23 protein-coding genes and 1 riboswitch are annotated in these 25,112 nt (G+C 66.0%); of the genes, 14 read left to right on the forward strand and 9 right to left on the reverse strand.

All coding sequences use genetic code 11. The features are described 5' to 3' along the window. Window positions 1–2 precede the first annotated feature (2 nt). From nuoG to CK222_RS23235, 8 genes are all read right to left on the reverse strand, one after another. Complete coding sequence (gene nuoG / locus CK222_RS23200) at window positions 3–2,084, reverse strand: NADH-quinone oxidoreductase subunit NuoG (RefSeq protein WP_095801981.1); 2,082 nt, start codon at window positions 2,082–2,084, stop codon at window positions 3–5. 72 nt (window positions 2,085–2,156) lie between these two features. Continuing rightward, on the reverse strand, window positions 2,157–2,837 hold the full coding sequence (locus CK222_RS23205) for an NADH-ubiquinone dehydrogenase (RefSeq protein ID WP_095801982.1): 681 nt from the start codon (window positions 2,835–2,837) through the stop codon (window positions 2,157–2,159). A 71-nt stretch (window positions 2,838–2,908) separates the two neighbouring features. Next, the gene (nuoF, locus tag CK222_RS23210; protein WP_066998771.1) at window positions 2,909–4,213 is read right to left on the reverse strand and encodes an NADH-quinone oxidoreductase subunit NuoF; all 1,305 of its coding nucleotides are present in this window, start codon (window positions 4,211–4,213) and stop codon (window positions 2,909–2,911) included. 10 nt (window positions 4,214–4,223) lie between these two features. Beyond that, the gene (locus tag CK222_RS23215; RefSeq protein WP_095801983.1) at window positions 4,224–5,528 is read right to left on the reverse strand and encodes an NADH-quinone oxidoreductase subunit E; all 1,305 of its coding nucleotides are present in this window, start codon (window positions 5,526–5,528) and stop codon (window positions 4,224–4,226) included. 419 nt (window positions 5,529–5,947) lie between these two features. Continuing rightward, the gene (locus CK222_RS23220) at window positions 5,948–7,138 is read right to left on the reverse strand and encodes an NADH-quinone oxidoreductase subunit D (protein ID WP_095801984.1); all 1,191 of its coding nucleotides are present in this window, start codon (window positions 7,136–7,138) and stop codon (window positions 5,948–5,950) included. Window positions 7,139–7,147: 9 nt separating this feature from the next. Then, window positions 7,148–7,753, reverse strand: coding sequence for an NADH-quinone oxidoreductase subunit C (locus CK222_RS23225; RefSeq protein WP_066998762.1), 606 nt, complete (start codon window positions 7,751–7,753; stop codon window positions 7,148–7,150). A 4-nt stretch (window positions 7,754–7,757) separates the two neighbouring features. Beyond that, on the reverse strand, window positions 7,758–8,339 hold the full coding sequence (locus CK222_RS23230; RefSeq protein WP_013531090.1) for an NADH-quinone oxidoreductase subunit B: 582 nt from the start codon (window positions 8,337–8,339) through the stop codon (window positions 7,758–7,760). Next, window positions 8,330–8,695, reverse strand: coding sequence for an NADH-quinone oxidoreductase subunit A (locus CK222_RS23235; RefSeq protein WP_027169002.1), 366 nt, complete (start codon window positions 8,693–8,695; stop codon window positions 8,330–8,332). Before CK222_RS23235 ends, CK222_RS23230 begins: the two co-directional genes overlap by 10 nt. A 334-nt stretch (window positions 8,696–9,029) precedes the next feature. On the opposite strand from CK222_RS23235, the gene CK222_RS23240 reads away from it, so the two are divergent. From CK222_RS23240 to CK222_RS23275, 8 genes are all read left to right on the forward strand, one after another. After that, the gene (locus CK222_RS23240; RefSeq protein ID WP_095801985.1) at window positions 9,030–10,229 is read left to right on the forward strand and encodes a winged helix-turn-helix domain-containing protein; all 1,200 of its coding nucleotides are present in this window, start codon (window positions 9,030–9,032) and stop codon (window positions 10,227–10,229) included. 29 nt (window positions 10,230–10,258) lie between these two features. Further along, window positions 10,259–10,459, forward strand: a riboswitch (cobalamin riboswitch). A 38-nt stretch (window positions 10,460–10,497) separates the two neighbouring features. After that, window positions 10,498–10,926 (forward strand): DUF1636 family protein, encoded by a 429-nt coding sequence (locus tag CK222_RS23245; RefSeq protein WP_095801986.1) that lies wholly within the window; start codon window positions 10,498–10,500, stop codon window positions 10,924–10,926. Between the two features lies 1 nt (window position 10,927). Further along, window positions 10,928–11,965, forward strand: a complete 1,038-nt coding sequence (cobW, locus tag CK222_RS23250) for a cobalamin biosynthesis protein CobW (RefSeq protein WP_095801987.1) — start codon at window positions 10,928–10,930, stop codon at window positions 11,963–11,965. 17 nt (window positions 11,966–11,982) lie between these two features. Then, entirely contained in the window at window positions 11,983–15,579 is a 3,597-nt protein-coding gene (gene cobN, locus CK222_RS23255; protein ID WP_095801988.1) for a cobaltochelatase subunit CobN, read from the forward strand. Continuing rightward, complete coding sequence (cobG, locus tag CK222_RS23260) at window positions 15,576–16,937, forward strand: precorrin-3B synthase (protein ID WP_095801989.1); 1,362 nt, start codon at window positions 15,576–15,578, stop codon at window positions 16,935–16,937. Before cobN ends, cobG begins: the two co-directional genes overlap by 4 nt. Window positions 16,938–16,940: 3 nt before the next feature. Further along, window positions 16,941–17,573, forward strand: a complete 633-nt coding sequence (locus tag CK222_RS23265; RefSeq protein ID WP_095779767.1) for a precorrin-8X methylmutase — start codon at window positions 16,941–16,943, stop codon at window positions 17,571–17,573. Next, entirely contained in the window at window positions 17,570–18,328 is a 759-nt protein-coding gene (locus CK222_RS23270; protein ID WP_095801990.1) for a precorrin-2 C(20)-methyltransferase, read from the forward strand. Before CK222_RS23265 ends, CK222_RS23270 begins: the two co-directional genes overlap by 4 nt. After that, window positions 18,325–19,089, forward strand: a complete 765-nt coding sequence (locus tag CK222_RS23275) for a precorrin-3B C(17)-methyltransferase (protein ID WP_095801991.1) — start codon at window positions 18,325–18,327, stop codon at window positions 19,087–19,089. The genes CK222_RS23270 and CK222_RS23275 overlap by 4 nt, the downstream gene beginning before the upstream one ends. Here CK222_RS23275 and CK222_RS23280 read toward each other — a convergent pair. After that, window positions 19,053–19,820: a cobalt-precorrin-6A reductase gene (locus CK222_RS23280; RefSeq protein WP_095802025.1), complete on the reverse strand. Its 768-nt coding sequence runs from the start codon at window positions 19,818–19,820 to the stop codon at window positions 19,053–19,055. The genes CK222_RS23275 and CK222_RS23280 overlap by 37 nt on opposite strands. 1 nt (window position 19,821) lies before the next feature. On the opposite strand from CK222_RS23280, the gene cbiE reads away from it, so the two are divergent. Genes cbiE through cobS form a run of 6 tightly spaced genes read left to right on the forward strand, consistent with a single transcriptional unit; the run spans window position 19,822 to window position 25,099 of the window. After that, complete coding sequence (gene cbiE / locus CK222_RS23285) at window positions 19,822–21,063, forward strand: precorrin-6y C5,15-methyltransferase (decarboxylating) subunit CbiE (protein ID WP_095801992.1); 1,242 nt, start codon at window positions 19,822–19,824, stop codon at window positions 21,061–21,063. Further along, window positions 21,060–21,446, forward strand: coding sequence for a cobalamin biosynthesis protein (locus CK222_RS23290; RefSeq protein ID WP_095801993.1), 387 nt, complete (start codon window positions 21,060–21,062; stop codon window positions 21,444–21,446). The genes cbiE and CK222_RS23290 overlap by 4 nt, the downstream gene beginning before the upstream one ends. After that, window positions 21,443–22,207, forward strand: a complete 765-nt coding sequence (gene cobM, locus CK222_RS23295; protein WP_095801994.1) for a precorrin-4 C(11)-methyltransferase — start codon at window positions 21,443–21,445, stop codon at window positions 22,205–22,207. The genes CK222_RS23290 and cobM overlap by 4 nt, the downstream gene beginning before the upstream one ends. Continuing rightward, entirely contained in the window at window positions 22,204–23,019 is an 816-nt protein-coding gene (gene cobA / locus CK222_RS23300) for a uroporphyrinogen-III C-methyltransferase (RefSeq protein WP_176477719.1), read from the forward strand. Before cobM ends, cobA begins: the two co-directional genes overlap by 4 nt. Continuing rightward, entirely contained in the window at window positions 23,016–24,332 is a 1,317-nt protein-coding gene (locus CK222_RS23305; RefSeq protein WP_095801995.1) for a cobyrinate a,c-diamide synthase, read from the forward strand. The genes cobA and CK222_RS23305 overlap by 4 nt, the downstream gene beginning before the upstream one ends. Next, window positions 24,329–25,099, forward strand: a complete 771-nt coding sequence (cobS, locus tag CK222_RS23310; protein WP_095801996.1) for an adenosylcobinamide-GDP ribazoletransferase — start codon at window positions 24,329–24,331, stop codon at window positions 25,097–25,099. Before CK222_RS23305 ends, cobS begins: the two co-directional genes overlap by 4 nt. The last annotated feature ends 13 nt before the right edge of the window (window positions 25,100–25,112 follow it).

Consider the following 25,112-nt stretch of genomic DNA (forward strand, 5'->3'; position numbering starts at 1 on the left):
GCTTATTCCGCCGCCTGCTTGAAGCCGCTCTTGGCCAGCGCCGAGCACTCAGCCATCACGGCCGAGGCCCGCGCGATCGGGTTGGTGAGATAGAAGTCCTTCACCGGCGAGGTGAAGGTGCCCTTGTTCAAGCGTCCGCCGAGCTTCGCCGCCCTGGCAACGCCGTCGGCGCTGCCCGCCGCCACATGATCGACGCGGGCAAGATGGGGATGTTCGCCATAGAGCTTCGCGCGCAGCTGCGCCAGCGAATCGAACGGCAGCTTCTTGCCGAGCACATCCGACAGCGCCCGCAGGATCGCCCAGTCCTCGCGCGCTTCGCCCGGGGCGAAACCGGCGCGGTTGGTCTGCTGCACGCGGCCTTCCGTGTTCACATAGGTGCCGGACTTTTCGGTGTAGGCAGCAGCCGGCAGGATGACATTGGCGCGGTGCGCGCCCGCATCGCCATGCGTGCCGATATAGACGACGAAGGCGCCGCCGGTCCTGGCCATGTCGATCTCGTCGGCGCCAAGCAGGAACAGGAGATCCGTCGCGCCCAGCATGCCGGCGACATTCTTGCCGCCCTCGCCCGGCACGAAGCCGACGTCGAGCCCGCCGACTCTGGCCGCCGCGTTGTGCAGCACCGCGAAGCCGTTCCACTCGGCCGTGACGGCATTGACGGTCGTCGCCAGCCTTGCCGCCTGGCCGAGCACTGCCGCGCCGTCCGAGCGCGCCAGGGCGCCCTGGCCGACGATGATCAGCGGATGCGCTGCATTCTTCAGCACCTCGAAGAACTTGCCGTTGCCGTCGGCCAAGTCCTTCAAGGATTCTGGGCCGGCGCCGATGAGCTCGTAGTCATAGCGCGTGTCGCCGATCTCGCCGATGACGCCGATCGGCAGGTTGCCGACGCGCCAGCGCTTGCGGATGCGGGCGTTGAGCACGGAGGCCTCGAAGCGCGGATTGGCGCCGACGATCAGCACCGCGTCGGCCTGCTCGATGCCTTCTATGGTCGGATTGAAGATGTAGCTCGCGCGGCCGAGCGACGGATCGAGCGCAGCGCCGTCCTGGCGGCAGTCGATGTTCTTGGAGCCGAGCGCCGCCATCAAAAGCTTGAGCGCATAGATTTCCTCGACCGCGGCGAGGTCGCCGGCGATCGCACCGACGCGCTCAGGGGCGGTCTTCGACACCTCGTCCTTGATCGCCGCGAAGGCTTCCGCCCAGCTTGCCGGAGCAAGCTTGCCGTTCTTGCGAACGTAGGGACGATCGAGGCGCTGGGTGCGCAGGCCATCCCAGATGAAGCGCGTCTTGTCCGAGATCCACTCCTCGTTCACGGCCTCGTTGACGCGCGGCAGGATGCGCATCACCTCGCGGCCGCGGCTATCGACGCGGATCGCCGAGCCGACGGCGTCCATGACGTCGATCGACTCCGTCTTGGTCAGCTCCCACGGCCGCGCCTGGAAGGCGAACGGCTTGGAGGTCAGCGCGCCGACCGGGCAAAGATCGATGACGTTGCCCTGGAGCTCCGAGGTCATCGCCTGTTCGAGATAGGTGGTGATCTCGGCATCCTCGCCGCGGCCGATCAGGCCGAGTTCGGAGATGCCGGCGACCTCGGTGGTGAAGCGGACGCAGCGCGTGCAGTGGATGCAGCGGTTCATCACCGTCTTGACCAGCGGACCGATATACTTGTCTTCGACCGCCCGCTTGTTCTCATGGTAGCGCGAGGAGTCGACGCCGAAGGCCATCGCCTGGTCCTGCAAGTCGCACTCGCCGCCCTGGTCGCAGATCGGGCAATCCAGCGGATGGTTGATCAGCAGGAACTCCATCACGCCTTCGCGGGCCTTCTTGACCATAGGCGTGTTGGTGAAGATTTCCGGCGTTTCGCCATTCGGGCCGGGGCGCAGGTCGCGCACGCCCATGGCGCAGGAGGCCTGCGGCTTGGGCGGGCCACCCTTCACCTCGATCAGGCACATGCGGCAATTGCCGGCGATGGACAACCGCTCATGGAAGCAGAAGCGCGGCACTTCCGCGCCGGCGTCCTCGGCCGCCTGCAGCAGCGTGTAATGGTCGGGTACCGTGATCTCTTTCCCGTCGACCTTGAGCTTTGCCATTCGCCTCAAACCCTCGCGGATTTCCCGCAATCTTTCGTTCCGGGGCGCGACTGCGCCCGGCATTTCATCTCACTATTTGGCGGCCAGCGCCGCCGCTTGGCCAGTCCAGTCGTCGCGGCCGACGCGGCCGGCGAGCGACAGGTAATCCTCGACCCAGGCGATCTCTTCCAAGGTCCAGGCAGCGATCTGGTCGTAGGACCAGATGCCAAGACCATTCAGCACCTTCTCCAGCTTCGGCCCGATGCCCGATATCGCCTTCAGGTCGGACGGCTTTGCCGGCTTGTCGATCGCCTTGGGCTGCCTGAAATCTTCCGGCATCAGACCGGTCGCGGCCGTTCCGGCTACCGTGTCGCCTCTCGCGTCGAGCGCCTTCTCAGCGCTGGCGTTCGCCGCGATGTCGGTCACATCCCTGGCGAAGGTCTGCGCCTCGGCGATCAGCGTCTCGGTCGCCTTGCGCGCCTTGGACGAATTGTTGGCGGCTTCGGTCCGCGCCTCGAGATCGTCGAGGAACGGCTGGAGCATGCGCTGCGAGGCTTCGACGGCGCCGGAGAACGCGCCCATCCAGACACCCAGGGCATGGTTGGCGAAACCGATGCCTACCGCCGATAGTGCAGCCACGCCCGCGACAGGATGCGCCATCAGGTTGACGGCGCTGGCCATCTCCCTCGGCATCATCTTGGTCAGGTCCGGGTTCATCTTCTCGAGTTCGTCCAAATAAGGCATCAGCGGGTAGGCTATCGAATACGGCGCCATAGACATCTCCTGGTCGTTTCTTCGTACGCCCCGCCATGCTTTCCGTCCCGGGCAATGCCCGTCTTGCAAATCTATTCCGCCGCCGCCATCACCGGCTCGACCCGGTGCGCGTTGCGCGAAAACTCGTCGATGCGGCGCTCCACCTCGCCACGGAAATGCCGCATCAGGCCCTGGATCGGCCAGGCCGCGGCATCGCCCAGCGCGCAGATCGTGTGACCTTCCACCTGCTTGGTGACATCGAGCAGCATGTCGATCTCGCGCTTCTGCGCTTCGCCGCGCACCAGCCGTTCCATCACCCGCCACATCCAGCCGGTGCCTTCGCGGCACGGCGTGCACTGGCCGCAGCTCTCATGCTTGTAGAAGTAGGAAAGCCTGGCGATCGCCTTCACGATATCGGTCGACTTGTCCATGACGATGACAGCCGCGGTGCCGAGGCCGGATTTGAGGTCGCGCAATGCATCGAAATCCATCGGCGCGTCGATGATCTGCTCGGCCGGCACCAGCGGCACCGAAGCGCCGCCCGGGATGACCGCGAGCAGATTGTCCCAGCCGCCGCGAATGCCGCCGCAATGCGTCTCGATCAGTTCGCGGAACGGGATCGACATCGCCTCTTCGAAGGTGCACGGATTGTTGACGTGCCCGGACACGCAGAAGAGCTTGGTGCCGGCATTGTTCGGCCGGCCGAAGGACGAGAACCAGGCAGCACCCCGGCGCAGGATCGTCGGCGCCACGGCGATGGATTCGACGTTGTTGACCGTGGTCGGGCAGCCATAAAGGCCGACATTGGCCGGGAATGGCGGCTTCAGTCGCGGCTGGCCCTTCTTGCCCTCGAGGCTTTCGAGCAGCGCCGTCTCCTCGCCGCAAATATAGGCGCCGGCGCCGTGGTGCATATAGACGTCGAAGTCGTAGCCGGAGGTGTTGTTCTTGCCGATGAGCTTGGCCGCATAAGCCTCGTCGATGGCGCGCTGCAGCGCCTCGCGCTCGCGGATGAACTCGCCGCGCACATAGATGTAAGCAGCGACCGCGCCCATGGCGAAACCGGCGACCAGCGCGCCCTCGACCAGCGTATGCGGATCGTTGCGCAGAATGTCACGGTCCTTGCAGGTGCCAGGCTCGGATTCGTCGGCATTGATGACGAGATAGCTCGGCCGGCCATCGCTCTGCTTGGGCATGAACGACCATTTCAGGCCGGTCGGGAAGCCGGCGCCGCCACGGCCGCGCAGGCCGCTTGCCTTCATTTCGTTGATGATCCAGTCGCGTCCCTTGGCGATCAGGCCGGGTGTATCGTCCCACATGCCGCGCGCCTGCGCTCCGGCCAGCGACTTGTCGAAGAGGCCGTAGATGTTGGTGAAGATGCGGTCTTTGTCCTGAAGCATTGTTCGTCCCTCAGACCGGCTTCTTGCCGAAGACTCGGATGTACTCGGCGACGCCGCCCTTGGCGAGCGCCTTGGCCTGCTTCGCCCAGTCGTCGCGCTCGATACGGCCGCGGAAATTGAGATAGCCGTCGACCCATTCGCGCTCGGCCTTCCTCCACGCAGAGACCTGCGCGAAAGTATAAATGCCAAGCGAATGCAGGACGCCTTCGATCTTCGGACCGACACCGGAGATCAGCTTCAGATCGTCGACCGTTGCCGGACGCGCGATCCCGGCCGGGCGGTTCTTGTCCTCGAGCGAAGGCTTGGCCGTCTTGGTCGCAGGCTGCTTCGCTTCCGGCGACTTGAAGGCGGACGCCGGCTCGGCCTTGGCCTTCGGCCCGCTGCGCGGCTTCGAAACCGCCTCGACTTCCGGAGAAGCCTGGTTGGCATTGGCTGCGGAGTGGCGCGGCGCCCTGACGCTGGCCGCCTTCTCGGTGGCGGGCGAAACCTTGACCGGCGACGGTGTCCTTAGTGCCGGACTGGTTTCGGGCGCGTCGGTTTTCGGCTTGCCGGATTTCGATGGCCCGACAGGGGCCGAGGGCGGCGCGGCAGGCGCCTGCGAGACGACGGCGGCGGATGCAGTAGCCGGCGCTGCGGCAGCGGCTTGTCTGGCTGCCTTCGCGGCGGCCTTGGCTTCCTTGTCGCGGGTGGATTTCAGGATTGCCTTCTCGCTCTTCAGCGTCGTCAGGCCCGTGGCCGGCTCCGAACCGATGCGGCCGTTCTGCGGACCGGGCTTCACCTCGGCGCCTTTGCCGGCTTCATAGAGATCGATGATCTCGGCAAGGCGCTCCGGCGTCAGGTCTTCGAACGTGTCCTTGAAGATCATGACCATCGGCGCGTTGACGCAGGCGCCGAGGCATTCGACTTCCTCCCACGACAGCGTGCCCCTGTCGTTGGTATGGAACTGGTCGTGATGGATCTTAGACCGGCACACATCCATGAGCGCTTCCGAGCCGCGCAGCATGCAGGGCGTGGTGCCGCAGACCTGGATATGGGCGCGGGTGCCGACCGGATTGAGCTGGTATTGCGTGTAGAAGGTGGCGACCTCGAGGCCGCGGATGCGCGGCATGCCGAGCATATCCGAGATCGTCTCGATCGCCGCTTTCGTCACCCAGCCTTCCTGTTCCTGAGCGATCATGAGCAATGGGATGATGGCCGACTGCTCGCGTCCCTTCGGATATTTGGCGATCCACTGCTGCGCCGCCGCAGCGTTCGCCTCGTTGAAGGCGAAGGAGGCTGGCTGGACGCTGGCATCTGCGAGACGGCGGACTGACATTCTTGCTGACCCGATTTAGTTATAGGTGCGATAACAATTTTCGGTGGACCCGACCACACACACGAATTCCTCAGGCCCGCGTTTCAAACGCAAGAACTCGTCGTAGCGGTCGTTCCACCAAGTGACTCGCCCGCAATCGCGAGGTTTAGCAAGGCTCGGCATCTCGGCTACAAACGTCCTCTCGCCCTCACAAGGCGGCCCCGGAGGAGGTCCGAGAACAAAAATTCCTGAATCCAAAAGGACGTGACCACCGAGTTCACGTACCGTCAGGAGATCGCCCTCTGCCACAAGCTTAAATCCGTCGTGAAGAAGATCGGTCGACGTAAGACCGTCTTGGGGCCCAGCTAGGGATGCCTCTACGGAAGCGGCAACACAAGCCGCCGCCAGCAGTGCTTTGGATCGCTGAGTTGCTCCCAATCTCACCGATCGACCTCACCAAACACGATGTCGAGGGAGCCAAGCACGGCGGTGACGTCGGCCAGCATGTGGCCGCGGCACAGGAAATCCATGGCCTGCAGATGCGCAAAACCCGGCGCGCGCAGCTTGCAGCGATAGGGCTTGTTGGTGCCGTCGGAGACGAGATAGACGCCGAACTCGCCCTTCGGCGCCTCGACAGCCGCATAGACCTCGCCGGCCGGCACGCGATAGCCCTCGGTATAGAGCTTGAAATGATGGATGAGCGCTTCCATCGAGCGCTTCATCGCCGCGCGCTTCGGCGGCACCACCTTGCCGTCGAGGTTCGACACCGGTCCGGCGCTCTCCTTGCCGAGCAGAAGATCGACGCACTGGCGCATGATCTTGGCCGATTGGCGCATCTCTTCCATGCGCACGAGATAACGGTCGTAGCAGTCGCCGTTCTTGCCGATCGGGATGTCGAAATCCATCTCGGAATAGCATTCGTAGGGCTGCGCCTTGCGCAGGTCCCAGGCGGCACCCGAGCCGCGCACCATCACGCCCGAAAAACCCCAGGCCCAGGCTTCGGCGAGCGACACCGTGCCGATGTCGACATTGCGCTGCTTGAAGATGCGGTTGCCGGTGAGCAAGGCGTCAAGGTCGTCGACCGACTTCAGGAACGGATCGATCCACTTGCCGATATCCTCGATCAGCTTCTGCGGCAGGTCCTGATGCACGCCGCCTGGCCGGAAGTAGGCCGCATGCATGCGCGAGCCGGAGGCGCGCTCATAAAACACCATCAGCTTCTCGCGCTCGACGAAGCCCCACAGCGGCGGCGTCAGCGCGCCGACGTCCATCGCCTGCGTCGTCACATTGAGGATGTGCGACATGATGCGGCCCATTTCGGAATAGAGCACGCGGATCAGCTGGCCGCGCTTCGGCACCTCGATGCCGAGCAGGCGCTCGGCCGCGAGCGCGAAGGCATGCTCCTGGTTCATCGGCGCGCAATAGTCGAGCCGGTCGAGATAGGGCACCGCCTGCAGATAGGTCTTGGCCTCGATCAGCTTCTCGGTACCGCGATGCAGCAGGCCGATATGCGGATCGACGCGATCGACCACCTCGCCGTCCAGCTCCAGCACGAGACGCAAAACGCCGTGGGCAGCAGGGTGTTGAGGCCCAAAGTTAATGTTAAAATTGCGGACGGAGGTTTCAGCCATTGTGGCGCCTCAATTTGGCTTCGCCTTTTCATCGCCCGGAAGGACGTAATCCGTTCCCTCCCATGGGCTCAAAAAGTCAAAGTTTCTAAATTCCTGCTTCAATTCCACCGGCTCATAGATGACCCGCTTGGCCTCGTCGTCGTAGCGAACCTCGACGAAGCCGGTCAGCGGGAAGTCCTTGCGCAGGGGATGCCCTTCAAAGCCGTAGTCGGTGAGGATGCGGCGCAGGTCCGGATGGCCGGAGAAGAGCACGCCGTAGAGATCATAGGTCTCGCGCTCGAACCAGTCGGCGCCGGGATAGACGCCGGTCAGCGACGGCACCAGCGTCTCCTCGTCGGCCTGGACCTTGAGGCGGATGCGGACGTTCTGCTTCGGCGACAACAGGTGGTAGACGACGTCGAAGCGCTTGGCACGCGACGGATAGTCGGCGCCGCAAATGTCGATGATCGAGACGAACTGGCAGCGCGGGTCGTCGCGCAGGAAGGTCGCGACCTCGGTCAGGTTGCCCGGCTCGACGCAAACCGTCAGTTCGCCATAAGCAAGCACCGTTTCGCCGATGCGGCCGGAGAGCTTCTCGCCGAGATAGGTGGAGAGTTCGTGCAACGCCAAGGCCATTGGTTCACCGTTCGATCGTGCCGGTGCGGCGGATCTTCTTCTGCAACAGGAGAATGCCGTAGAGCAGCGCTTCGGCGCTCGGCGGGCAGCCGGGGACATAGATGTCGACCGGCACGATGCGGTCGCAGCCGCGCACCACCGAATAGGAATAGTGATAATAGCCGCCGCCATTGGCGCACGAACCCATCGAGATGACGTAGCGCGGCTCCGGCATCTGGTCGTAGACCTTGCGCAGCGCCGGCGCCATCTTGTTGGTCAGTGTGCCCGCGACGATCATGATATCGGACTGGCGCGGAGACGCGCGCGGCGCGACGCCGAACCTCTCTGAGTCATAGCGCGGCATCGAGGTGTGGATCATCTCGACCGCGCAGCAGGCGAGACCGAAGGTCATGAACATCAGCGAGCCGCTGCGCGCCCAGGTGATCAGCGCCTCGGTCGAGGTGACAAGGAAGCCCTTGTCGGCCAGCTCATTATTGATCTCGAGGAAGAAGGGATCGTCCTCCCCCACCGGCCTGCCGGTGTTGGGATCGATGATGCCCTTGGGCTTCGGCGCGACGAGGGTGCCTGAACTGTCGTTCAATCCCATTCCAGCGCTCCTTTTTTCCATTCATAGGCAAAGCCGATGGTCAGCACCGCCAGGAACACCATCATCGACCAGAAGCCGAGCATGCCGAGCTTGGAGAAGGACACCGCCCACGGGAACAGGAAGGCGACCTCGAGATCGAAGATGATGAACAGGATCGACACCAGGTAGAAGCGGATGTCGAACTTCATGCGGGCGTCGTCGAATGAGTTGAACCCGCATTCATAGGCGGAAAGCTTTTCCGGATCGGGATTGCGGTAGGCAACCAGGAACGGCGCAACGATCAGCGCCAGGCCGACGACCATCGCCACTGCGATGAAGAGCACGATGGGCAGATACGAACTTAGGAGTGCGCTCATGCGGCGACTTTCCTTCGGCGGCCAGTTCACTTTGATTACAGCAACGGACTCTAAGGCGGAAGCGTGACAGTTTAACCCGCTGAACCGTTTTAGGTGGCCTATGCTGCGACGCGGCGAGGGTTAGCGCAGCGGTTTCGGCGACGCAAGTCAAACCTTCTTCAAAATCCGGCCCTGGACGCCATATCGGAAGAAACTGGTCCGATCCGCTCCTGTTTGATTTCCTTCATGTTTTACTCCACTTTTCTATCCTGACATATCTCCCGCCATTTGCCTGCTAGCATGGCCGGAATCACCGACTGGAAACCCCGGCAAAGGATCAGGGCAAGGTAGCTGGATGAAAGAAAAGATCTCGCTCGCCGCAGCAAGGCGCATTGCGCTCGGCGCGCAGGGTTTTAGCGATGCGCGGCCTGCCGGCACGCCCGATCGTCGCCATCTCGCCCGCGTGCTTTCCCGAACTGGCCTGCTGCAGATCGATTCCGTCAGCGCCGTGGTGCGCGCCCACTATATGCCGCTCTATTCGCGCCTCGGCCCCTACCCGCTTGCGCTGCTCGACAACGCGGCCGTCACCCGCAAGCGAACCGTCTTCGAATACTGGGCCCATGAGGCTTCCTTCCTGCCCGTCGAGACCTATCCGTTGATGCGCTGGCGCATGCAGCGCGCCGAGCAAGGCGAGGAAATGTACCTCGGCCTCGCCAAATGGGGCCGCGAGCGCAAGGCGATGATCGAGGAGATCTACGGGCAAGTCGCGGAACGCGGGCCGATCGCCGCCTCCGACATCGAAGGCCACAAGGGCAATGGCGGATGGTGGGGCTGGAGCGAGGCCAAGCACGCTTTCGAATGGCTGTTCTGGGCCGGGCGCATCACCACCGCCTACCGGCGAGGATTCGAGCGCTATTACGACCTGCCTGAGCGGGTTCTGCCGCAGGCCATCCTCGACCTGCCGGTGCCCTCGGTCGAGGACGCGCATCGCCAATTGCTGCGCATTTCCGCCCGCGCCCATGGCATCGCAACCTATGGCGATCTGCGTGACTATTTCCGCCTGGCGCCTGGCGATACGAGAGCCAGAATCGAGGAACTGGTCGAGATGGGCGAACTGCTGCCGGTGAAGGTCGAAGGCTGGGACAAGCCCGCCTATCTCCACAAGGACGCCCGCTTTCCGCGCCGGATCGAGGCCCGCGCCCTGCTCGCGCCCTTCGATCCGGTGGTATTCGAACGCACCCGGACGGAAAAACTCTTCGGCTTCCGCTACCGCATCGAGATCTACACGCCGGCCGAGAAGCGCCAGTACGGCTACTACGTGCTGCCTTTCCTGCTCGGCGACCGGATCGTTGCCCGGGTCGATTTGAGAGCTGACCGGCCGGCCGGCGTGCTGCGCGTCCATGCGGCTTTTGCCGAAGCCGGCGCTCCCGCCGAAACGGCCGCACAGCTCTTCGATGAGTTGAAACAGATGCAGGCATGGCTCGGCTTGGAAACCATCGAGGTGACGCCGGCCGGCGACCTTGGGCCGGCGTTGGCCGACATTTCGGTGTCGTAGCCGCGCGTTGACATGCCAGCACCTCTAAGCCTAAATCCGTCGCAGACGGTCTCCTCCCGGCAAGGGGAGGAGCCAAGAGGGAATGCGGTGCGGGAAAACCCAAATCCGCGGCTGTCCCCGCAACTGTGAGCGACGAGCCTCAGCCGAAAACCACTGGGATGTTTCCCGGGAAGGCGGCGTAAGGCGACGACCCGCGAGCCAGGAGACCTGCCGTCTGAGACATGAGAATCCGATCGCTCGGCGGGTTTTCCGGGCAAGGAGCCTGGTTTTGGATCGCAACGTCAGTTTTCCGGCTAATACCGCGGACATTTCGTCCGAACCCCGCGACGCGCTATCGGAAGTGACCGTCATCGTCTGCTCCTCCTGCCGCGATGAGACCGGTTCGGACGCGCATCCGCGCGCCGGCGCCCTCCTTGCCGAAGACGCGCGTCGCGCCGCGCCGGACGAGAAAATCCGCATCCGCACCGTCGAGTGTCTCGGCAATTGCAAACGCCGCCTGAGCGCGGCGCTGCTGCGCGACGGCTGCTGGAGCTATGTCTTCGGTGACCTGGAAACGACCAGCGGCGCCGACCTCGTCATCGGCGCAAAGCTCTTTGCCACCTCGACCGACGGCCTCATCCCCTGGCGAGGCCGGCCCGATTCCCTCAAGCGCGGCCTGGTTGCCCGCATCCCGCCCCTCTACCTGCTGAAGGACTGACATGACCGCATCCCTCTCCCGTGTTCCCTGCACTGTCGTGACCGGCTTTCTCGGCGCCGGCAAGACCACGCTGATCCGCAACCTGCTCGAAAACGCCAAGGGCAAGCGGCTGGCGATCATCGTCAACGAATTCGGCGATGTCGGCATCGACGGCGAGATCCTGAAAGGCTGCGGCATCGACACCTGCCCGGAGGAAAATATCGTCGAGCTCGCCAATGGTTGCATCTGTTGCACCGTCGCCGACGATTTCGTGCCGGCGCTCGACCAGATCCTGTCGCGCACGCCGAAAGTCGACCACATCCTGATCGAAACCTCCGGCCTCGCTTTGCCGAAGCCGCTCGTCCAGGCCTTCCACTGGCCGACGGTGAAGAGCCGCGTCACCGTCGATGGCGTCATCGCCGTGGTCGACGGTCCGGCGCTGGCCGACGGCCGCGTCGCCTCCGACATGGACGCCCTGCAGGCGCAGCGCGCCGCCGACGATTCCCTCGACCACGACGATCCGGTCGAAGAGGTGTTCGAGGACCAGATCGCCTGCGCCGACCTCATCATCCTGTCGAAGAGCGATCTGATGGACGCGGCGGGCTCAGTCCGCGCCAATGCCGTTATCGGCGAGCACGTGGCGCGCGCCGTCAAGGTCGTGCCGACCGCGCAGGGCAAGGTCGACCCCTCCGTGCTGCTCGGTCTTGGCCTCGCGGTCGAGGACGACATCGAGAACCGCAAGACGCATCACGATGACGAGCTCGACCATGAGCATGACGATTTCGACTCCTTCGTCCTCGATATCCCGTCCATCGCCAGTCCGGATGAGCTGGCAAAGCGCGTCGCTCTCGCCGCCGAGCAGGAAAACGTTCTGCGCGTCAAAGGCTTTGTCGAGGTGGGCGGCAAGCCGATGCGGCTGCTGCTCCAGGCCGTCGGCCCGCGCGTCAACCACTATTACGACCGCGCCTGGACGCCGGACGACGACCGCCGATCGCGGCTCGTCGTCATCGGCCTCAAGGGGCTGAACCGCCCGGCGATCGAGCGTATCCTCGCCGGCTGAGGCAAGACCGAACCGCGATGCACATCCTCACCACGACATCCGCCTCGCTCGACGATCTCGCCGAGCCGATCGACCTCAGGCAGACGCCTGCGGATGTCGTGGCCCTGTCCTTCACCGACAGCGATCTCGCCGGCCTCGCCGCTGCGTGGAAGGCCGACGCCGCGCGGCTGCCGTCGATGCGGCTGGCAGCACTTCGCGATCTCCGCCATCCGATGTCGGTGGACCTCTGGATCGACAGCGTTGCCCGTCACGCCAAGGTGGTCCTCGTCCGCATCCTGGGCGGTTATGACTGGTGGCGCTATGGCTCCGACCAGCTCGCCGCGGTCGCACGCGAGCGCGGCATCAAGCTGGCGCTGCTGCCGGGCGAAAGCCATGACGAGGACCAGCGGCTGATCGAAGCCTCGACCCTGCCGCGCGCCGAACTCGACGCCCTGCTCGGCTATTTCCGCGAAGGCGGCCCGGCGAACATGAGCGCGCTGGTGCAAAGACTGGCAAGGCTCGCCGGGTCGGATACGGCCGTGGCCGAGCCGGTGAGCGTGCCGAAGGCGGGGTACTATCAACCAGGAATCGGAGTTGTCGCGAAATCAGTCTTCTTGAACGTCGGCGATCCGTCACACCTCCCTCTGTCCGGCAGGAGAGAGGGGGGTGTGGCGGAGCTCAACATCGACAGCGTCGGTGCCCCCGTCATCCCCATCCTCTTCTACCGCTCGATGCTGCTTGCCGCGGACGTCGCGCCAATCGATGCACTCGCAGATGCCCTTCGCTCGCAGGGCATGACGCCAATGCCGATCTTTGTTTCGAGCCTCAAGGACCCGGTATCGCTGGCTTTCGTCGAAACCGCCATCGCCTCGCTGAACCCGTCCGCCATCGTCACTGCAACCGCCTTCGCCTCCGGTGCCGAGCCGGGTGCCGAAACGCTCTTCGACCGTGCCCGCGTGCCCGTGTTCCAGGTCATCGTCGCCACGACGCGGCGCGAAGTCTGGGAGAAAAACCAGCGCGGCCTGGCGCCCGCCGACCTTGCCATGCATGTCGTGCTGCCCGAGCTCGATGGCCGTATCCTCGCCGGCGCGATCTCCTTCAAGGGCGAGATTGACACCGATCCGGCGCTGGCCTTCCGCGCCTTCGCCAACCGACCGGAAACGGATCGCGTCGCCCAGGTCGCCGCCCGCATCGCCGCATTCCTCCGCCTTCAACGGACGCAGCGGGCGGAACGCAAGCTGGCGATCCTGATTCCGGATTATCCAAGCGCGCCCGGACGTACAGGCTATGCCGTCGGCCTCGACGTTCCGTCGAGTGTGCTCGCCATGCTGCACGACCTCAAGGAACAGGGCTATGCGGTTGATGGGATTCCACAATCGCCACGCGGGCTGCTGGATGTGTTGGAGGTGGGTGGACTTGGTCTCACCTTACAGGAATATCTCGCCTTTTCTGCAGCGCTTCCCGAAGGTGCACGCGACACGGTTGAGGCAGCGTGGGGGAGAGCCAACGACAAAGCTCACGTCAATGCGCCCCCCTCTGTCCTGCCGGACATCGCCCCCTCTAGGGGGGAGATTGCGCCTGCATCGATGCTTTCGCCAATCATCAACGCTGGAGGAGAAGCGCCGTCAGCGAAACTGCCAATCTCCCCCCTTGAGGGGGAGATGTCCGGCAGGACAGAGGGGGGTGTTCAAGCGCCTCCTTCCGCAAGCTTCCCCTTCCGCGCCGCCACCTTCGGCAACGTCACCGTGGCGCTGGCCCCCGACCGTGGCCGCTCCGCAGACCGCCGCGCTGACTACCACGACCCGACCCTTCCCCCGCGCCACGAGCTGATCGCCTTCGGCCTGTGGCTGCAAAAGTCGCTCGGCGTCCACGCCATCGTCCATGTCGGCGCGCATGGCACGCTGGAATGGCTGCCGGGCAAGACGGTCGCGCTCTCCGACACCTGCTTTCCCGAGATCGTCACCGGCTCGCTGCCGGTTGTCTATCCCTTCATCGTCTCCAATCCCGGCGAGGCGGCGCAGGCCAAGCGCCGCATCTCGGCCGTCACGCTCGGTCACCTGCCGCCGCCGCTGACCGGCGCCGGGCTCGACGAGGCGCAACAGAGGCTTGAGCGGCTGGTCGACGAATACGCACAAGCCGACGGGCTCGACCGCCGCCGCCGCGACCGTCTGGCCAGGCTCATCGTCGAGACAGCGGAGAAATCCGGGCTGGCTGCCGAAGCCGGAGTTGCCGGAACCGACGTGCCGGACGAGGCGCTGCGCCGCATCGACGCGTGGCTGTGCGACCTCAAGGATTTTGCCGTCAAGGACGGGCTGCATGTCTATGGCCGCGCGCCGGAAGAAGAGGCCGATCCACTGCGCCGCCAAAGCGCCGAGACCGAAAAAGACGCCCTGCTCGCTGCGCTCGACGGGCGTCACATCAAGGCCGGACCGGCAGGCGCGCCGGCGCGCGGTCGTTCCGATGTCCTGCCCACCGGCCGCAACCTTTTCACCTCCGATCCGCGCACCATGCCGACGTCGACGGCCTATGATCTCGGGCAGGCGGCGGCGGAAGAAGTCGTGCGCAGCTACATGCAGAGCCATGGCGACTGGCCGCGCTCGTTGGTCATCGACCTCTGGGGCTCCGCCTCGTTGCGCACCGGCGGCGAGGAGATCGCGCAAGGCCTGGCGCTGATGGGCTGCCGGCCGCAATGGGATGCCGCAACGGGCCGCGTCACCGGCATCGAGGTGATGCCGCCGGCCGCCCTCGGCCGCCCGCGCGTCGACGTCACCTGGCGCATCTCCGGCCTGTTTCGCGATATGTTCCCGACCCAGATCGCGCTGATCGGCGCCGCCGCCAGCGCCGTCGCCGGTCGCGACGAGGACGATTCGGAAAATCCGCTTGCCGCCGCGGCCCGTGCCCAAGGCAAAATTGGTCCGCGCATTTTCGGCACCTCGCCCGGCACTTACGGCGCCGGGATCGAGGAATTGCTGTCGCGCGGCGAATGGAGCGCGCGCGAAGAGATCGGCCGCGCCTATCTCGAAGCAACCTCGCATGCCTATGGCGGCGCCGACGGTGAGGCCATCTCCGCGCCCGGCGTCTTCGAGGGCCGCATCGCCGACGCGGACCTGCTTGTCCACACCGGCGACGACCCGGGCCGCGACATCCTCGAAGGTTCGGCCGATGTCGCCTTCATTGGCGGGTTTTCGGCCGCACTTGCCGCGCTTGGCAGGAATGCCGATGTCATCGTGCTCGACACGACTGACCCTAAGAAGCCGAGGCCGCGATCGGTCGGCGAAGCGGTGTCGCGCGTGGTGCGGGCCCGCGCCGTCAATCCGCGCTTCATTGCCGGGCAGATGCGCCACGGCCCCCGCGGCGCCTCGGAATTCGCCGAGACGGTCGACCGCCTGGTCGGCTTCGCCGAGACCACGCATGCCATATCGGGCGCGCTGATCGAGGCGGTGCACGACGCCTATATCGGTGATGCGGAAGTCCGAGCCTTCTTGCTGCGCGAAAATCCCGCCGCCGCGAAGGTCATTGCTGAGCGATTCCTGGCTGCGCGACGGCGCGGTCTCTGGCATCCGCTCAGGAATTCCATCGACGACGATCTCACGGCCTTGATCGCCGAGGCGCAGGCAAGCGGGGTGGCGGCATGAACGCCTTCTCGCGCCGCGGCGCCTGCCCTGCGTTGAGCGCGCCGATGCAGACCGGCGATGGCCTGCTGGTGCGGCTCAATCCGGTTGCTGGAGGGCTTGCACCCAAGTCGCTGATCGGTCTTTGCGAATCCGCCTTGCGCCACGGCAACGGCATCATGGAAGTGACCGCTCGCGGTAGCCTGCAGATCCGGGGCCTGACAGCAGACAGCGCTGGGCTGCTGGCGGCGGAAGTGGATGCGCTGGGCATCGCCGTGCGGACGGGCGTGCCGGTGGAGACCGGGCCGCTCGCGGGTATCGACCCGCAGCAGATTGCAGATTCGCGCCCGCTGGCGGAACGGATCAGGGCGGCGGTTGAAGAGGCCGGGCTGACGCCACGGCTGGGGCCGAAGGTGTCGGTAGTTGTCGACGGCGGCGGGGAGTTGGCTGTGGATGCGCTGACGGCTGACGTGCGGCTGAAGGCGGTGCGGACTGTGGCCGGCGTCCAGTGGAGCGTGTCGGTTGCCGGTGACAGCCAAAGCGCGAAGTCACTCGCCACTGTTGACGAGGATACGGCACGCAACATCGCGTTGGCTGCACTAAGGATGGTGGCCGAAAAAGGCCGCGAGGCGCACACGCGGGAATTGTCGGAGCGGCAGTTGGCTTCTCTCGCAGGCTGGCATTCCTTCGCGCCCCCCTCTGTCCTGCGGGATATGTCCGGCGGGACAGAGGGGGGCGCCGTAGGGCGTCAGCATTCGCCCATCGGCCTCTTCGACCTGAGCAGCAGCCACGCCCTCGGCTTCGGCCTGCCCTTCGGAAGCATGCCGGCCCAGAACCTCATCGACCTCGCCGCCCAGGCTTCAGATCTGGGCTCGACCGAAATCCGCCTGGCCCCAGGCCGCGCCCTGCTTTTCCTCGGCCTCACCGCATCCGCCTGCCCTCCCCTCCAAGCCTCCGCCGCCGCCCTCGGCTTCGTCACCAAGGCCGCCGATCCGCGCACCCGCATTGCCGCCTGCCCCGGAGCGCCCGCCTGCGCTTCCGGCCGCATCGCCACCCGCGCCATCGCCGAAAAAATGGCAACGGAAAGCCCCGACCTCCTCGATGCCTCCCTCACCCTCCACATTTCCGGCTGCGCCAAGGGCTGCGCCCATCCCGGCCCAGCGGGCCTCACCCTGGTCGGCGACGAAAACGGAGCCGGACTTGTCGTGGACGGGACGGCAAAGACCCTTCCTGCCGGATACAGGCCGGGCTATGACGCCGCGCGCGGGGTCGCCGGCATTGCGGCGGCGATCCGCAACGCACGGCATCCCGGCGAGACTGCCGCCGCTTGCCTCACAAGGCTCGGCGCGACTGAGATCGCCGAACTCTATCGACGGAACTGAAGAATGGCCGCCTACGACTATATCCATGACGGGATGGCGATCTACGAGCGCTCTTTCGCCATCATCCGCGCCGAGGCGGACTTGTCGCGCTTTTCCGAGACAGAGGCCGATGTCGCGATCCGCATGATCCACGCCTGCGGCCAGGTCGAGGCAGCCAGCCAGTTCGTGTTCTCCAGCGGTTTCGTTGAAGCGGCCCGTGCCGCCCTTGCCGCCGGGGCGCCGATCTTCTGCGATGCCGAGATGGTCGCCCACGGCATCACCCGTGCCCGCCTGCCGGCCGGAAACGAGGTGATCTGCACGCTGCGCGACCCGCGCACCGTCGATATCGCCAAGGAAATCGGCAACACGCGCTCGGCCGCCGCTATCGACCTTTGGAGCGAGCGCATGGCAGGTTCGGTGGTCGCCATCGGCAACGCACCGACCGCGCTGTTCTATCTGCTCGAAAAACTGCGCGACGGCGCGCCGAAGCCGGCCGCCATCATCGGCATGCCGGTTGGTTTCGTCGGTGCTGCCGAATCCAAGGATGCACTGGCGGAAAACTCCTACGGTGTGCCTTACGCCATCGTGCGCGGCAGGCTGGGCGGCAGCGCCATGACGGCCGCAGCACTCAACGCATTGGCGAGGCCAGGCCTGTGAACGCTTTCCCCAAAGGCCGGCTCGTCGGCGTCGGCACCGGTCCCGGCGATCCGGAGCTGTTGACGCTGAAGGCGGCGCGCGCGCTGGCCGAGGCTGACGTTGTCGCCTATTTCGCCAAGCGCGGCAACAACAGCAACGCGCGCGCCATCGTCGAGGCGCGCTTTCGCCCGGATATGGTCGAGCTGCCGCTGCTCTATCCGGTGACGACCGAGATCGACAAGGATCACGACGACTATCGCTCGCAGATCACCGATTTCTATGAGCAGTCCGCCGAACAGGTCGCTGGGCATCTCGGCGCCGGCAAGATGGTGGCCGTGCTGTCGGAGGGCGATCCGCTTTTCTACGGCTCCTATATGCATCTGCACGTGCGCCTCTCGCACCGATTCCCGACAGAAGTCATTCCCGGTATCACCGCCATGTCCGGCTGTTGGTCGGCGACCGGCCTGCCGATCGTCCAGGGCGACGATGTGCTGACCGTGCTTCCCGGCACGATGAGCGAGTTCGAGCTGACGCGACGGCTGGCCGATACCGATGCCGCCGTCATCATGAAGGTCGGCCGCAATCTGCCGAAGATCCGCCGCGCGCTGGAAGCGACCGGCAAGCTGACGAAGGCCGTCTATGTCGAGCGCGGCACCATGCCGGGCAGCGTGTCGATGCGGCTCGCGGAAAAGCCGGACGACAAGGCCCCCTATTTCGCCATCGTGCTGGTCGCCGGCTGGTCGGCGCGTCCCGGAGTTCCCGGAGCCAAGCCTTGAGCGGCCGCCTCACCGTGATCGGCCTCGGCCCCGGCAATGCCGATCAGGTCACGCCGGAGGCGATCCGCGCCGTGACGGAGGCTTCCTTCTTCTATGGCTACAAGCCCTATCTCGACCGGCTCGAGCTGCGACAGGACCAGACCCGCATCGCCTCCGACAATCGCGAAGAGCTAGCCCGCTCGAACGAGGCGCTGGCCAAGGCAGCCGAAGGTCACAGCGTCGCTGTCGTGTCCGGCGGCGATCCCGGCGTATTCGCCATGGCGGCCGCCGTCTGCGAGGCGATCGAAGCCGGTCCGCCAGAATGGAGGTCAATCGACCTCGCGGTCGTTCCCGGCGTCACCGCCATGCTCGCGGTCGCAGCCCGCATCGGCGCGCCGCTTGGCCATGATTTCTGCGCCATCTCGCTCTCCGACAATCTAAAACCCTGGGAGCTGATCGAGCTGCGTCTGCTGGCGGCGGCCGGCGCCGGCTTCGTCATTGCGCTCTACAATCCGATCAGCAAGGCCCGCCCCTGGCAGCTCGGCCGCGCCTTCGAATGCCTGAAGGCCATTCTGCCGGGCACCACCCCGGTGATCTTCGGCCGCGCCGCCGGCCGGCCCGAAGAGCGCATCGAGGTGTTTCTGCTCGCCGACGCCGATGCGGCAAAGGCCGACATGTCGACCTGCGTCATCATCGGCTCGCCCGAGACCCGCATCATCAAGCGCGGCGACAAGCCCGCGCTGGTCTACACGCCGCGTTCGGCAACTGGGTCGAGAAAATGATCGACCATCGCAGCCAGCTGATCGACGGTCTCGGCCGACGCAACGTCAGGCAGCGGCGGCCTGCGCACCATGATCAACTCGATGCCGAGCGCGCGCGCCGCGGCGATCTTGCCGTAGGTCGCCTCGCCGCCGCTGTTCTTCGAAACGACGGTATCGATGGCGTATTTTTCAAGCAGCGCGCGCTCGTCCGCTTCGGGGAACGGCCCGCGCGCCAGAAGGTAAACTGCGTCAGGCACAGCCAGCTTTGGCTCGATCGGGTCGACGCTGCGAATGAGATAGCGATGCTGCGGAGCGGCCTCGAACGCGCCGGCTTCCTGCCGGCCGATCGCCAGCAAGACTCGTCGCGGCGCCGTGCCAAGCGCCTTGGCCGCTTCAGCGACGCTCTCCACGAAAGTCCAGCGATCACCCGCGACAGGCTCCCAGCCGGCACGCCGCAGCGCAACCATCGGCACGCGGGTTTGCCTGGCCGCCTCAGCGGCATTGGCCGACATACGGGCCGCGTAAGGATGCGTGGCGTCGACCACCAGATCGACCTGTTCCCGATGGAGGTAGGCGGCCAATCCCTGCATGCCGCCAAAGCCGCCGCTACGCATGGGCACGCCTTGCGCCATGGGGCTTTCGGTGCGGCCGGCGAGCGACAGCGTGATCGAGAAATCCTTCCGGCGAGCCAGCTTGCCCGCCAGCTGCCGGGCCTCCGTGGTTCCGCCGAGAATCAGAATACGGTGGGTCATCATGCCTGCTGAGGGTTCGCGCGCTGCCAAGCCGGTCGCAAGATGGCTGACCATCGTCGGCATCGGCGAGGACGGTGTAGCGGGTCTGGGCGACGAGGCCAAGCGCAGGATCGCCGAGGCCGAAGTCATCTTTGGCGGCAAGCGGCACCTCGCGCTCGTCTCAGACTTGGCCAAGGGCAAGGCGCGACCGTGGCCGACGCCGTTCGATGCCGAGATGCATGATGTGCTGGCGCTCGAAGGCAAAAGCGTCTGCGTGCTGGCTTCCGGCGACCCGTTCTTCCACGGCGTCGGCGTCACGCTCGCGCGCAAAGTGAAACCGGATGAGATGCTCGTCCTGCCGGCGCCGTCATCGCTGTCGCTAGCCGCCTCCCGTCTCGGCTGGGCGCTGCAGGATGTCGAAACCATCTCGTTGCATGGCCACTCGATCGACCTCCTCCGCCCCCTGCTCCACCCCGGCGCACGTATCCTTGCGCTCACATCCGACAGCGACGCGCCGGTCGCCATCGCCGCGCTGCTCGACGAACTCGGCTTCGGTCCGTCGCGGTTGACGGTTCTCGAAGCGCTTGGCGGCCAGGGCGAAACGCGCCACGCTGTCCGCGCCGACGCCTTCGATCTCAAAAACATCAATCCGCTCAACGTGCTGGCGCTCGAAATAGAATCGACTCCGGATGCGCGCATCCTGCCTTTGACCGTCGGCCTTGCCGATCATCTGTTCGAGCATGACGGCCAGATCACCAAGCGCGAGATCCGCGCCATGACGCTGTCGGCGCTGGCGCCGCGGCGCGGTGAACTGCTCTGGGACATCGGTGCCGGCTCCGGCTCGATCGGCATCGAATGGATGCGGGCTCACCCTTCGATGCGGGCGATTGCCATCGAAGCCGACAGCGAGCGCGCCGCCCGCATCCATCGCAACGCCGCGCATTGCGGCGTGCCCGGTCTCGTCGTCATCGAAGGCTCGGCGCCGAAAGCGCTGGCAACACTGGCGACACCAGACGCCATCTTCATCGGCGGCGGCGGCAGCGATGCCGGCGTGCTGCAGACAGCGATCAAGTCGCTGCGCGCCGGCGGCCGGTTGGTCGCCAATGCTGTGACGCTGGAAATGGAGGCGCTGCTGCTTGACCAGCATACCAGGCGCGGCGGCGACCTTCTGCGCATCGCCCTCTCGCGTGCGGCGCCGGTCGGATCCATGCAGGCCTGGCGTCCGGCCATGCCGGTCATGCAATGGAGCTGGGTAAAGCCATGATGGTCGCGGGTATCGGCTGCCGGAAGGGTGTGATGGCGCGCGACGTGCGCGCCGCGATCGAGACCGCGCTCGAAGCGCATGGGTTGCCAAAGACCGCGCTTTCAGCGCTGGCAACGGGCGAAATGAAACGCGACGAGCAAGCGATCTTTCTTGCCGGTCGCGACCTCGACCTGCCCGTGCTCGTCGTCTCCGACGACGCCTTGCAAACCGTCTCATCCGGCACGATCAGCCAATCCGAATGGTCGCAGGCTCACGCCGGCACGCCGTCGGTTTCGGAAGCGTCGGCCCTGGCCGCGGCCGGCAAAGAGGCGAAACTGCTTGGACCACGTACTGTTCTTGGTCCTGTTACCTGCGCCATCGCCCTTGGTGGAGGCCCAAAATGACCGTCCATTTCATCGGCGCCGGCCCTGGTGCTGCCGACCTCATCACCTTGCGCGGCAGCCGCCTGCTGGCCTCCTGTCCGATCTGCCTCTATGCCGGCTCGATCGTCGCGCCGGAACTGCTCGAACACTGCGCGCCCGGCACAAAACTGATCGACACCGCGCCGATGTCGCTCGACGAGATCGAGGCCGAATATCTTGCCGCCCACGAAGCCGGCCAGGACGTCGCGCGCCTGCATTCCGGCGACCTTTCGGTGTGGAGCGCAGTGGCCGAGCAGATCCGGCGGCTCGAGAAGCGCGATATCCCCTACACGCTGACGCCGGGCGTGCCTTCCTTCGCGGCGGCGGCGGCGGCGTTACGGCGCGAGCTTACCATTCCCGAGCTCGGGCAGAGCCTCGTGCTGACCCGCGTCTCCGGCCGCGCCTCGAAAATGCCGCCCGGCGAGACGCTTGCCGGCTTCGGCCGCACCGGTGCAACTCTAGCCATCCATCTCGCCATCCATGCCATCGCCCGCATCGTTGCCGAACTCACGCCGCTCTACGGCGCAGAATGCCCAGTGGCGGTCGTCTTCCGCGCTTCCTGGTCGGACGAGCGCATTCTGACCGGCACGCTGGGCACGATCGAGGCGCAGCTTGCGCAAAATCCGATGGAGCGCACGGCGATCATCTTCGTCGGCAGCGCATTGGCCGCGCAGGATTTCGGCGAGAGCTCACTTTACGACGCCCACTACCAGCGGCGTTTTCGCGGACGGGACGGATTGTGAACGCCAGCACCAACAGAAACGGACGGGCAACGGTGGAGCAGGCGCTGGCGCGGCTGAACTTCAAGCCGCGCGCGCTGGAGCCCGGCCATGTCTGGCTGGCCGGCGCCGGCCCCGGCGATCCCGGCTGCCTGACGCTCGAAGTGCTGGCGGCACTCGGGCAGTGCGATGCGCTGGTCTATGACGCGCTGGTCTCGCCCGATGTCGTCGCGGTTGCTGCAGGCGCGGAGCTCTTCTACGCCGGTAAACGCGGCGGCCAGCCCTCGATGAAGCAGGACGACATCAACGCCCTGCTCGTGCGGCTGGCGCGCGAGGGCCGCCGCGTCGTGCGGCTCAAGGGCGGCGATCCCTATATTTTCGGCCGCGGCGGCGAAGAGGCGTTGTCGCTGGCACGGGAAAACATACCATTTCGGGTGCTCTCCGGCCTCACCTCCGGTCTCAGCGCATTGGCCGCCACCGCCATCCCTGCCACCATGCGCGGCATCAACAAGGCGGTCATCCTTGCCACGGGCCATGCCGCCGGCACCGATGACGACATCGACTGGGCCGCAATCGCGCGCACCGGCCAGCCGGTCGTCATCTATATGGGCATGGCCAATCTGCCGGTGATAGCGGCAAAGCTGCTCAGCGGTGGCCTCGCGCCGTCGACGCCTGCCGCCGTGATCGTCGCAGCGACCACGCCGCAGGAGCGCATCGTTGTCGCCACGCTCGCCACAATCGCCGAGGAGGCCGCTGCCGCCGGGCTCGCCTCCCCGGCGCTGATCGTCGTCGGCGGTATCGTCGCCATGCGCGCGGCACTGGCGGGCGGGGCATGACGGCGCGCGCGATCATCATCGGCGCGCCGCGCTCCGGCTCGGGCAAGACCAGCGTCACCATAGGCCTGTTGCGCGCGCTTGCCCGGCGCGGGCTGAAGGTGCGCGGCGCGAAGTCCGGACCGGACTATATCGATCCCGGCTTCCATACCGCCGCCACCGGCCTCTCCGGCGTCAATCTCGACAGCTGGGCGATGCCGCCTTCCCTGCTCAACGCGCTGGCGAACCAGGCAGCGTGTGGTGCCGAGTACGTCATTCTCGAAAGCGCGATGGGCCTTTTCGACGGCATTCCCGCGCCGGAAGGCCGTTCGGGTTCGGCCGCCGATCTCGCCCGGCTCTATGGCCTGCCGGTGCTTCTGGTGCTCGACGTTTCCGGTCAGTCGACCACGGCCGCCGCCGTCGCCAAGGGTTTTGCCACCTACGATCCGGATGTGCGCATGGCCGGCGTCGTGCTCAACCGCCTCGGCAGCGAGCGCCATCGCCGGCTGGCGGGCGACGCGATCGAGGCCATCGGTCTGCCGGTGGTCGGCGCCATCATGCGCGATCCGACGCTCAACCTGCCGGAGCGGCATCTCGGCCTCGTCCAAGCAGGGGAGCACGAGAACCTCATGGCGCATCTCGACCGGCTTGCCGACATGGTCGAGAAGTCGCTCGATATCGACGCCATTCTCGCGCTGGCGAGCCCGCTCGAACCCACGGCCGGCGACTTCGGCGAGGCGTTACAGCCGCCAAGCCAGCGCATTGCACTGGCCGAGGACGCCGCCTTCACCTTCCTCTACCCGCATGTCGCCTCATACTGGCGAAACGCTGGCGCCGAGATCGTGCCCTTCTCACCGCTTGCCGACGAAGCGCCGAGCCAAGATTGCGATGTCTGCTGGCTGCCAGGCGGTTATCCAGAACTGCATGCCGGCAAGATTGCGGCCGCTGGCAACTTCCGTGCCGGAACGGCCCGTTTCGCCGCGAGGAAGCCAGTGCATGGCGAGTGCGGCGGCTTCATGGTGCTGGGCGAGGCGCTGGAGGATGCGGAAGGCGAGAGCCATAAAATGCTTGGCCTGCTTGGCCATTCGACCAGCTTCGCCAGGCGCAGGATGAACCTCGGCTATCGCGAGGCGCGGCTGCGCGCCGGGTGTCCGCTTGGCAGCGAAGGCATGCTCATCCGCGGCCATGAGTTCCACTATGCGCAGATGACCGCCACAGGCAATGACGAGCCGCTGGCGGACCTCGCCGACGGCCAGGGCAATCCGCTGGGCGCGTCGGGTTACCGGCGCGGCCATGTCAGCGGCACTTTCTTCCATGCTATTGCGAGGGGCGCATGAGCGGCGGCCTTTCAGAGCCTCGGCGATTGCTGGACGACATAGGCCTCAGCCTTGTCTTCTTGACGCGGCTGAGGCTGCCGTCGAGCGATTTCGGCGGCCGCAGCCTAGCCGAAGCGATCTGGGCGGCACCCTTTGCCGGTCTCGCCGTCGCCGTCATCGGCGCGCTTGTCTACGCCATCGTTGGCGCCCTGGGCCTTGCCGCCGGTCCGGCTGCGGCGCTCGCGCTTGCAGCGACGATGCTTGTCACCGGCTGCCTGCACGAGGACGGGCTCTCCGATATCGCCGATGGACTCGGCGGCGGCCGGACGCGCGAGAAGAAGCTGGAGATCATGCGCGACAGCCGCATCGGCGCCTATGGCGCCGCGGCGCTCGGCATCTCGCTGCTCATCCGCTGGAGCGCGCTTTCGGAACTGGCCGGCCCTGGCCACATCTTCCTGGCGCTTTTGGCAGCGCACGCCGCCTCGCGCGGCCTGTTCGGCGCCTTCATGCATCTTCTGCCGCCGGCGCGCTCCGATGGGCTGTCGGCCGACGCGGGCTCGGTCACTGCCGAAACCGCCGTCGTTGGTGCCGCGCTCGGAGCCGTGGCGCTGTTGGCGCTCGGCCTCGGCGGCGCAATTGCCGCGGTGATCCTGCTTGGCCTGCTGTTTGCCGCCTTTCGTGCGCTCTGCCTCAGCCAGATCGGCGGCCAGACCGGCGATACGATCGGAGCGCTGCAGCAGCTCGGCGAGATCGCCGTGCTGCTTGTCGCTTCCGCTTGCCTTTCCTGATTCTTCTTTCGGA

It is taken from the genome of Mesorhizobium sp. WSM3866 (genome assembly GCF_002294795.1).
In the GTDB taxonomy this organism is placed as follows: Bacteria; Pseudomonadota; Alphaproteobacteria; order Rhizobiales; family Rhizobiaceae; genus Mesorhizobium.